At 35.7% G+C, this 10,532-nt stretch carries 10 protein-coding genes and 3 pseudogenes; 7 read left to right on the forward strand and 6 right to left on the reverse strand.

The window, feature by feature from the left end:
• Window positions 1–888 (forward strand): replication initiation protein RepM, encoded by an 888-nt coding sequence (repM, locus tag ACFN7Z_RS19565; protein ID WP_068550825.1) that lies wholly within the window; start codon window positions 1–3, stop codon window positions 886–888.
• Window positions 889–964: 76 nt separating this feature from the next.
• On the forward strand, window positions 965–1,531 hold the full coding sequence (locus ACFN7Z_RS19570) for a plasmid replication DNA-binding protein (RefSeq protein WP_068550826.1): 567 nt from the start codon (window positions 965–967) through the stop codon (window positions 1,529–1,531).
• A gap of 228 nt (window positions 1,532–1,759) precedes the next feature.
• On the opposite strand, the gene tet(39) is transcribed toward ACFN7Z_RS19570, so the two are convergent.
• A complete protein-coding gene (tet(39), locus tag ACFN7Z_RS19575) occupies window positions 1,760–2,947 on the reverse strand; it encodes a tetracycline efflux MFS transporter Tet(39) (RefSeq protein WP_004856455.1) in 1,188 nt (395 codons plus the stop codon).
• A gap of 65 nt (window positions 2,948–3,012) precedes the next feature.
• Here tet(39) and ACFN7Z_RS19580 point away from each other — a divergent pair, with 65 nt between their 5' ends.
• The 5 genes and pseudogenes from ACFN7Z_RS19580 to ACFN7Z_RS19600 form a co-directional block, all read left to right on the forward strand.
• Window positions 3,013–3,654, forward strand: a complete 642-nt coding sequence (locus tag ACFN7Z_RS19580) for a TetR/AcrR family transcriptional regulator C-terminal domain-containing protein (RefSeq protein WP_004787586.1) — start codon at window positions 3,013–3,015, stop codon at window positions 3,652–3,654.
• 291 nt (window positions 3,655–3,945) lie between these two features.
• Window positions 3,946–4,233: a BrnT family toxin gene (locus ACFN7Z_RS19585; RefSeq protein ID WP_058870606.1), complete on the forward strand. Its 288-nt coding sequence runs from the start codon at window positions 3,946–3,948 to the stop codon at window positions 4,231–4,233.
• Window positions 4,220–4,390: pseudogene (locus ACFN7Z_RS19590) on the forward strand (toxin-antitoxin system, antitoxin component); the annotation flags it as partial. The gene ACFN7Z_RS19585 and the pseudogene ACFN7Z_RS19590, both read left to right, overlap by 14 nt.
• A gap of 76 nt (window positions 4,391–4,466) precedes the next feature.
• A protein-coding gene (locus ACFN7Z_RS19595; RefSeq protein ID WP_099046175.1) for an IS3-like element ISAba14 family transposase occupies window positions 4,467–5,611 on the forward strand; the annotation gives its coding sequence in 2 pieces (ribosomal slippage) (window positions 4,467–4,731 and window positions 4,731–5,611; 1,146 coding nt in all).
• A 62-nt stretch (window positions 5,612–5,673) separates the two neighbouring features.
• Window positions 5,674–5,820 (forward strand): annotated as a pseudogene (locus tag ACFN7Z_RS19600) (BrnA antitoxin family protein); the annotation flags it as partial.
• 132 nt (window positions 5,821–5,952) lie between these two features.
• Here the strand turns inward: ACFN7Z_RS19600 and ACFN7Z_RS19605 are convergent.
• From ACFN7Z_RS19605 to ACFN7Z_RS19625, 5 genes and pseudogenes are all read right to left on the reverse strand, one after another.
• Complete coding sequence (locus ACFN7Z_RS19605; RefSeq protein WP_049044175.1) at window positions 5,953–6,783, reverse strand: hypothetical protein; 831 nt, start codon at window positions 6,781–6,783, stop codon at window positions 5,953–5,955.
• Between the two features lie 268 nt (window positions 6,784–7,051).
• A pseudogene (locus ACFN7Z_RS19610) lies at window positions 7,052–7,162 on the reverse strand (CysB family transcriptional regulator); the annotation flags it as partial.
• A gap of 67 nt (window positions 7,163–7,229) precedes the next feature.
• On the reverse strand, window positions 7,230–8,582 hold the full coding sequence (gene gorA / locus ACFN7Z_RS19615) for a glutathione-disulfide reductase (protein WP_002122354.1): 1,353 nt from the start codon (window positions 8,580–8,582) through the stop codon (window positions 7,230–7,232).
• Between the two features lie 40 nt (window positions 8,583–8,622).
• A complete protein-coding gene (locus ACFN7Z_RS19620; protein ID WP_266095202.1) occupies window positions 8,623–8,757 on the reverse strand; it encodes a hypothetical protein in 135 nt (44 codons plus the stop codon).
• A gap of 173 nt (window positions 8,758–8,930) precedes the next feature.
• Window positions 8,931–9,122 carry a hypothetical protein gene (locus ACFN7Z_RS19625; protein WP_068550827.1) on the reverse strand — a complete coding sequence of 64 codons (192 nt, stop codon included), beginning with the start codon at window positions 9,120–9,122 and terminating at the stop codon, window positions 8,931–8,933.
• Window positions 9,123–10,532: the final 1,410 nt, after the last annotated feature.

The following is a 10,532-nucleotide window of genomic DNA, read 5'->3' on the forward strand; positions in this document are numbered from 1 at the left end:
TTGGATAAGAATCAAATTGTTAAATCAAATCAAGTTATAGAAGCTTCCTATCAATTAAGTGCTGTAGAACAGCGTATCGTCTTGGCAGCTATTTCACGTATTCCGAAGAGCCAGCCTATTACTGATGATGAGTTATACCCTGTAAGCGTTAATGAACTACAGCTATTAGGAGTACATGAAAAAACCGCATACAGAGACTTAAAAGAAGGTATTAATAGACTTTATGAAAGATCTATTAATCTTAGTATTGATGATAAATCTATAAAAATGAGGTGGGTACAAGAGATCCAGTTTTTGGATAGTCAAAGTATCATTGGTATTCGTTTTTCAAAACCTATCTTGCCCTTCATATCTAATTTAAGTAGAGAATTTACTAAGTATGCTCTATCAGATATTGCTGGGATCAATAGTGGATATGGTATTCGTATTTATGAATTATTGGTGCAATACAGACAAATAGGTAAGCGTGAAATCTCTGTTGAGAGCTTACGAAGCATGTTGGAGCTTGGCAAAAAATACCCACTATTTGCAGATTTCAAAAAACGGGTAATTGATACTGCTGTAGACCAAATAAATGAATGCAGCCCATTAAGCGTTTCCTATGAGCAGAAAAAAACTGGTCGTAAAGTCACCCATATTCTTTTTTCATTTAAAGAAAAATCAAAAAGTATTAATCAACATAACGAACAAGATAAGGTTTATAAACTAACAGACGCTCAAATCAATATGTTTGGCAATCAGCTTTCTCGCTTACATGAGCTATCGCATTTAGCAGCTCAAGGAGAAAGCTATGATGTACTGGCATCAAGAATAAAAGAAATGCTTAGAGATCCAATACAACAAAAGCAATTTATTCCTCATCTTAGGAATTTAGGTTTTAAAGGGTGAGGTTTGATTGTGTATGTAGCGGTTGACTGTTTCTTAATGTATCTTAGTTCACATAATAGACAACCTAGATTACAACATGAAATCACTATCTGTTATCGAACTTTCAAACCTCTATGGAATGACTCGTCAAGCCGTTTATAAACAAATAAATAAAGGTAATTTAAGTAAGAATAGCGATGGTAAAATTGATCTTTCTGAAGCTATTCGAGTCTTTGGTGAACCATCTAAACATGTGAACAGTTCACAGACAACCGAAACACGAAAGTTGTCAGAAGTTCACTTGCTTGAACAACAGGTTCACATGCTTCAAAAACAGCTAGAACAGGCTCATGACCGTGAGAAATTTCAACGAGATGAATTAAAAGCTAAGAATGATCAGTTACATGTTAAGGACGAACAAATTGAGGCAATGCAACGTCTATTAGAAGCCCCAAAAACCAATATGACTACGTTTACCGATCAAGAACCGTTGCAACCAAGCATGACCAAAACAGCTCCAGAACCGGACACAGCAGAAGCTAAACATGACGGATTGACTACTCTGGTCGAAACAGAAAATAAGCGTATTCCGGTGCCGGAGCATGTTGAACCGGAGCAGCCGAAAAGAGGGTGGTTAAGCCGGTTTTTCTTGCCGAATGGCTAAGGGCATTATTCAACTGAGCTAATCAAAAGTGTGGAACATTGATCAAAGAATAGACGTGGAACACGACTATTCACGTAAAAAGCCCAATCGGTAGTGATTGGGCTTTTTTATATACGATAAGATTATGATTTATATCAGAATAAAAATAGCATTTCGTATAAGGTGTATTATGTTAATTTTAGATAAACTATAGAATCCATTAGTTTTTAAACCAATAAATTAAATATTTTATGGAACTCCAGAATATTTATTCAGGCGATACTTAAGCAATAAGGGTAGGGTGATTACATAAAGTATTGCAGCTAATGCCCATACCATTCCAGGAGCTGATGCCTGAGTCATAAAATAGAGGCTAGTAACTAATACAGGACCAATTATAGCCCCCAGACTATTAAAACTGCTTAATAGCCCTTGTAATTCACCTTGTCTTTCATCACTAATACCTCTGGACATCATTGCTTGCAAAGCAGGAACGGCTACTCCACCAAGGGCAAACAATGGTAACAACGCAAAAGGCACCCATTCTTCAACAGCAATAGATAAAAGAAGTAAACCAATTGCATCGCAAGCTATTCCACATAACAACGTATTTTTCTCTCCAAACCTCTTTACCATAGGGGCGATAGCAAAAGCCTGTGCAATAGAATGGCATATTCCATAACTAGCAAGGGAAACACCTGCAATAAATATACTCCAGCCATAACGATCCTGCCCATAGATAACCCATAAAGTTGCGGGGACTTGTGAAACCAATGTGATAATTAAAAAGATACCAAGCAATGGAGCCATATTAGGTTGAGTGATCAAATAGGATAATTTCTTTAATATTGATTGCTCCTGAACCTTCTCAGTCATTTTATTGCTGTGTTTTGATTCTTTTAATAAGACTGCTGTCATTATTAAATTAATCCCATTCATAAAAGCAGCAGCAAAGAACGGTGCATGTAAGTTCCATTCACCCAAAACTCCACCTATTACCGGACCCGCTATAAACCCAATACCAAAGACAGCTCCAAGGAGACCAAACCTTTTTGCACGCTCATGGGCTGGAGTAATATCTGAAACATAAGCTGTTGCAACAGCCATGTTGGCACCTGTAATTCCCGCAAAAATACGACCAATATATAGCCACAATAGAGAAGGAGCAGCAGCCATTAGGAGATAATCAGCCGTTGCACCAGCAATTGAAATAATTAATACAGGTCGACGTCCAAATCGGTCACTCAACGCTCCAAGGATAGGTGCAAAAATGAACTGCATCAGAGCATACACAGCTAATAAAGCACCATAGTGAACACCGCCTGCTTCAGCTCCAGCCAATGACCGTAATAATTCAGGCAAGATCGGCATAATTAAACCAATCCCAACAGCATCCAGAAATATAGTGATTAAAATCACGCTCAATGATTTCTTCACAAATGCCTTCTCTAGCAATGATAGAATTAATATTCTCTCACACACTCCCTATCAGTGATAGATTTATGAGTAAAAAAGATATTGCACCTCAACGTCTGACACGTGAAATAGTCCTGCGTACCGCATTGGATATGTTGAATGAAGAAGGCATAGATTCAATAACCACACGCAAGCTAGCTCAACGATTGGGTATTAAATCTCCAACTCTATATTGGCATTTCAAGAATAAATCCTTGTTAATGGAAGCAATGGCGGAAACCATTATAAATGAACACCATTTAGTTTCTTTACCCATCGATGGGATGACATGGCAAGATTGGTTGCTCGCTAATTCTGTAAGCTTTCGTCGAGCACTACTAGCTTACCGTGATGGTGCTCGTCTACATGCAAGAACTAGCCCCAGTCAAGGACATTTCAACACGATTGAGGCCCAAGTTGCGCTGTTATCTCATGCTGGGTTTTCTCCTGTTGAAGCAGTTGCATTACTTATGACATTAGGAAGGTTTATTGTTGGGTGGGTCCTTGAGGAGCAGCAAGAAGAAATAAGATCAGACCCACCATTCGAAGCCGATCCAACTATATATCCACTCATGCTCCAAGGAGTGAATACCTTACAAAATATGAATGCGGATGACATTTTTGAAAATGGGATTCGTATGGTGATTATCGGTGCTGAAAGACAACTTGATATTAAAATGCAAACTTAACTCTATACTGCTTTAAGCAACTGTTCTATTTAGTAATAAAGCTTTTATCCTTAATTATTTAACATAATAGAGCTTATACGAAATGCATATAAAAATAGTTTTATATTTCAAAAAGTTATGCTATAAAAAATTGGGACGCAAAACCTAAAAAACCGACTTGGAAACAAGTCGGCTTTTTTATGAACAGTTTTGATAGTTCTTGCCAATAAATCTGACTAAAAATTACGCTTTTCAGCTTGAGTAATACAATTTTGTGATACATTATTGTATATACAAATTTGAATGTTTTTTATGGAACAGTATTTCGAATGGGATGAGGCAAAGAATCGAAAGAATCAGAAAAAGCACGATGTCTCTTTCGAAACAGCAAGCCTTGTTTTTGATGATCCATTAAGGATCTCAATCCAAGACAGACATACCGATGGTGAAGAACGTTGGCAAACCATTGGAAAAGTAAAAGGCGTACTAATGCTCTTAGTAGCTCACACCATCTTTGATGAAGATGACTGTGAAATCATACGAATCATTAGTGCAAGACAAGTCACTAGGGCGGAGCGAGATAGATATGAGCATGGTTAGATACTCACGCAAAGAACTGAATGAAAAATTCAGCGACAAGCAAGATGCTGAAATTCAACGCTTGCTTGCTAAGGGAACGGTTCCTGACGATCAGCTAGATCTCTCAGATATGCCCGAAATTACCGACTGGAGCAATGCTGTACGCCATAATCAATTCAGAGATGGATCCGGAAATTTGAACAACTCCTATAAGTGATACTCTGCTCCTCAAATGATGTTATAAACATCAATATATGGAGTATTTTATGGCACGTAGACCAAGAAGAAATCATTCAAACGACTTTAAGGCTAAGGTAGCACTTGCTGCGATCAAAGCAGAAAAAACACTTGCTGAATTGAGTTCTGAGTTTGATGTTCATCAAAACCAAATTATTGACTGGAAAAATCAATTGATCTCAGCTTCCTCACAAGCTTTCGATCAATCAAAAGCTCCATCAGAACCTCCCATTGATCTTAAAAAGTTACATGCAAAAATCGGTGAGCAGGCATTAGAAATTGATTTTTTAGAAGGTGTGTTGAAGAAACTGGGCCGCTTCAACCACAAAAGTTAATCGATCACTCACTTCAGATTTCAGTATCTAAACAAGCTAAGTTACTGAAAGTCTCTCGTGGTTGTTATTATTATCGCCCAAAACCTGTTAGCTCATCAGATCTGAAGCTGATGCGATGTATTGATGAATTACATATGCAATATCCTTTTGCAGGCAGTCGTATGATGCGTGATTTGTTGAATCGTCAAGGGCATCATATAGGACGACGTCATACACGTACTTTAATGAAGAAAATGGGTATTCAGGCGTTATATTGCAAACCAAATTTAAGCCAGGCTAATCAAGCTCACCGTAAATATCCATATCTGCTCAAAGGATTGGCTATTCAGCGCAGTAATCAAGTGTGGTCTACTGATATAACGTATATCCCTATGGCAAAAGGCTTTGTTTATTTATGTGCTGTGATTGATTGGCATAGCCGCAAGGTACTTGCGCATAGGGTATCGATTAGTATGGAGGTGGATTTTTGTATTTCGGCTTTAAATGAAGCGATTGAAAAATATGGATCACCTGAAATATTGAATACAGACCAAGGCAGTCAGTTCACCAGTGATGCATTTATTGATGTATTGAAATCAAATGGCATTCAAATCAGTATGGATGGTAAAGGTCGATGGGTAGATAATGTGATGGTTGAACGATTATGGCGGAGCGTTAAATATGAAGAGGTGTATCTCAAAGCTTATAGCAGTGTCACAGATGCGAAAAAGCAATTGAGTGCATATTTTGAGTTTTATAATCTGAAACGACCTCATTCGAGTCTAGACAAAATGACACCAAATGAGTTTTACTATGATCAGCTACCCCAACAAAACAAGGTGGCTTAACTAGAGCGGAATATCACTTATAAATACGCTTTTAGTTGTTCAAACAAGTGGAACCACCTCTATTCTATCGCCCAGTGAAGCAACAGACTTCCATTCGTTTAGATGCTGATGTACTTGCATGGTTTAAAGCTCAAGGCAAAGGCTATCAAACACGAATGAATGAAATTTTGCGGGATGCTATGCTCAAAGAATTAAAAAATCATCAGTAAAAATGGGAGCTTAAGCTCCCATTTTTGACTTCGCATAAGGTGTATTATGTTAATTTTAGTGAGGCTAAAAGATCTTTTCAATCGGTAATCATTCAAAAACCTATTCAGTCTTTCAACTCATTGGGCTAGTTATTAGTTTTTAATACCATTAACAACTTTCCCTGTTACATCCTCATAGAACAGCAATAGTGCGTAAACACGAGATAATTCTTGACTAGACCTACTGTATGACTCGGCTTTTTTGTAAATAGACGAAGACCATGTGCTATAGAGTTTAATAGACTTTAGAACATCTAATTTTCCAGATAGCGCAAGTTGTTTAATATTTATCGCATTTTGATATCTGTAATTATCTGGAATATAGTTGAGGCTTCCATAATTTTGGAGTAAACCTTTTGCACTTTTACAGTCTGTAGTATTTTCCAGTTTATTGTTGGACTCACATCCTTTAACGTTTATGGTATCAAAACCAGATACCATTCCATGAAATAAGAACCATTCATTAGTGCCCATGAAATTGTAAAGTTGACCAATAGAATTTCTATCATAACGTGATTTTAAATTAGATACTTTTTCTCTAAACCTCTCATTATTCGAGTCATTACAAAGAGTTACTAAAGCTAAATAAAGAGACTCAGATGTAATTTTTTTCGGGTCTTGTCTAGTATTGATTGGAGAAAGAATTGCCCGTTTTAGAATAAATTTTTCATCATATACCTGAATTAAGTCATCTATATAATAAGTATTATCTTTACAATCAACTGTAGTATTACTTAACAAATTTTCGTTTGTTTTAGAATTATGCACATAGATAGTTGCATTAACGAGTTTAGGTTCATTGGTAACAACTACAGAATTTTCATCTAAATACATCACACCTGCTAAGGATCTCCATTTCCTCTCAGCAGCATGAGCAGTCATACATGAAAAGAGAGTTATCACCAAAAAAGTTAATATTTTCATTAAGTAGTAGCATATTATTAAAAATAATTTGATAAAAAGTATAATAGAGAAGTGTAAAATTAGCACTTACATAGCCACTAATTTATCAACATTCGTCAGATGACACATAAGTTGTCATTTCTGATTAAATAATATCAATGAGTTATAGAATTTAGTGACAATCAATGACATTAGTTAGTGACACATAAGCTGTCATTTATTTTATTTTGTTATTCAATATCTTAAAGTAAATATTTCAGAAAAATAAAAAGATATAATAATGAAAGAAGACTTTTTTACTTAAACCAGATTGAGATGTTTTTAGAGCATGTGCTGTTTGTGATAAATTGAGATTATGTTGAGTGAGTTCTCTAATAATTCTAAGTTGTTGAAAGTTCATAATTTGGATATAGAATATAAAAATAAGAGCAAATATATAAATAAATGCTCTTTTAGATGATCAATGATTAACGCATTGTGACGAATTCTTCAGCAGAAGTCGGATGAATTGCTAAAGTGTTATCGAAGTCTTTTTTAGTTGCTCCCATTTTTAAAGCAACAGCAAAGCCTTGCAGAATTTCATCCATACCGTATCCAATACCATGAATTCCGACCACTTTCTCATCAGTTCCTACACAAATTAATTTCATTTTTGTGAGTTGTCGATGTTCTGTTATCGCTGTATACATGGATGTAAAGGAAGAACTATAAATTTTGATGGCATCTTTACCAAATTTTTCTATGGCTTGATCTTCGGTTAATCCAACTGTTCCAATAGGTGGGTGACTAAACACCACAGTCGGAATATTTTCATAATCTAAATGTTCATTTGGCTTATTGTTAAATAAACGTTCAGACAGTCTTCGACCCGCTGCCACAGCAACAGGTGTTAACTCGACTTTACCTGTAATATCACCCACTGCATAAATGCCAGACTGTGTTGTATTTTGATATGCATCAACATGAATAAAGCGATTCTCGTTCAATTGAACTTGAGTCTTATTAAGATTGATCGCTTCAGTTGCAGGTTTTCTACCAATTGCCCAAATCAAGCAATCTACACTATGTTCTGTACCATCTTCTAGGTGTAATACAAGTGAGTTATCTTGAACTTTAGTCACTTTGTTAATCTGACTATGAGTATGCACGTTAATATTTTCACTGCGCATATTCTCTAATAGTGTTTTACCAAGGAAATGATCTAATCCACGCAAAGGCTGATGTTTACGAATAAATAATTGTACATTCGAACCCAATGCATTAAGAACACCTGCCAATTCCACAGCAATATAGCCAGAACCAACAATAGCAGTCCGCTTCGGTAAGTGTTCTAATCCGAAGAAACCATTGGAATCAATACCATATTCAGCACCTTCAATTTCAGGTTTGAATGCTTGAGTCCCCGTAGCAATTAAAATATGGTCAGCTGTGTACGTTTCACCATTTACTTCAATTGTTTGAGCATCTAAAAATTTTGCAAAACCTCGAATGACATCAACATTATTTTTAGCTAGTCCTGTGTCATACGATGTATGTATTCGGCTGATATAGGCTTGTCTGTTTTCAACTAATTTCTTCCAGTTAAAGGATTTCAATTCTGTATTAAAGCCATAGTCAGGACCATATTTATGAATCGCATCGGCAATTTGAGCTGAATACCACATCACTTTTTTAGGAACACATCCTACGTTGACACAGGTTCCACCAATATCACCCATTTCTATCAGTGCACATTTCTTACCATACATGGCAGCACGATTGACTGATGCAATACCGCCACTGCCTCCGCCAATCGCAATATAATCATAGTGTTTAGACATAAATGAAATTCCTGTTTTTTAGATTTAAAAAGTTAAAGACTTAAGCATTCATTTGAATGACAAATCTAAACTTAACATCTCCTGCTCTTAAACGTTGTAAAGCATCATTAACACCTACTAACGGTACAGTTTCTATTTCAGGACGAATATTTGCTAATAGACTAAAATCGAGCATTTTTTCTGAATCGTGAGGTGTTCCTGTTAAAGAGCCTTGAATTTTACTTATACAGTAATAACAAATAGACTTGCGAATACTAAGTTATATAGAACCTGCTAGCAAATTAGGGGTGGTTATAAAGCGAACTTATAGAAAACATTTAACATAAAATCTCTTATACGCAGCCCAGGTTAATCCTGGGCTTTTTGTTCAATCTGACCATTGGCTTCAAACATGCCAGGATTGGTGATCCGGATGCTTTCCTGACAATTTCCACAAAGCATTAACCCTGCAAATTTTTGAACATTTTCCTTTAATTCACAGAAATCACATGGCCGAGGAAAACTAAGGATACTTGCCGAGTTGACCAATTCTGTTGACATAACACTTCACCCTTTAGCTGTACACGCTTATTTGTAATAAATTTCAATATGTTATACCTGAATTAATGCATAAAGCGTGTACATTGCTTGTATACCCTATGTGTACAGCATATTTTCAATGATTTTAGAAACTTACTGTCATTTAATGTATACATAGGTGTACACATGCGAATCAATATAAATCAAATATTTAATCAATTCTTGCGTGTACACTTTCTGGAACTCATTTTTAAGTCAAAACAGTACAGTCATGTGCCAGTTTTTCTATCGTAACGACTGGTAAAGATGACAAAATCGTTATTCATTTACTATGAGAATATTTTGATACCACTTAATATATTGATAATTAACATTAAAATAAATAATTCTGGTATCATTCTAACAGTACAAGTGATACCAAAAAAACTATTTATTAAACAACAACTTAAAGTGTAAAAAGTGCCTTTTGTTGGTATCATCAGCGGTATCATTTAATTTATATATAAACCAATAACTTAACTACTTTTCTTTCTATTTTTTGGTATCAGATTCTTCATCATAATTAATCGTCTGTACGCCTTATAAATCATGGATTTTGAGCTTTTATCTTTAGATGCGTGGTGTGTGAACCAAAAATTGCCGGTATGTACCGGCTCCCAATCCATTTAATTGACTTAACTGACAGTAAAGATAGTGCTTGGCCAAAAGAGATCCTGACTATTGTATTTTTAAGAGAAAAATCTATAAGCGAAAACTCTAGCCTACAGGTCAAAAATAAAACCTAAGTTAAAACGCTCTCACATGCGATTTCAGCCACATTTTTACATAAGACATAGAATCGACTATTGAAATGAGTAATCAGGTCAAAAAACGCAAATGAGCGCCAAATAGAGACTATTTTTATTCTAATCGGGATGAATAGAGTGAGTGTCTACGAGCGAAGCACCAAAATTCGCACCTCGACTCTCTGAAAAACAGCTTTTTAGGCTGTGAAGCCTAAATAAGCGTAAATCACATGCAGAAAATTGGGCCTAGATCGAGCGTAGCGAGTAAAAAAGCTTTATGAGCGAAGCGAATTCCGAGTTTCTTTTGCTCTTGTTTTTGCTTTTTCTCAAAGTCACAACAGGATGATCTAAAAAATTGCCCCACGAATCGAGCGAAAGCGAGATTCAATAGAGTTTGAGCGTAGCGAAAACCAAGGGCAATTTTTTCAAACGTATTTTTAATTATTTTTATATCTTTTAAATCTTTTCATTGAGCTGTATCCCTTATGGAGCAAGCCTTTCAACGTTCAACTATGACGGATTGACTACTAACTATGACGGATTGACTACTAACTATGACGGATTGACTACTTAACTATGACGGATTGACTACCAAATATGACAAGTATATAGTTGTCATATATAAAAGAAAATCAATGGTTTTATT

The organism is Acinetobacter sp. P1332 (genome assembly GCF_044057475.1).
GTDB lineage: Bacteria > Pseudomonadota > Gammaproteobacteria > Pseudomonadales > Moraxellaceae > Acinetobacter > Acinetobacter johnsonii.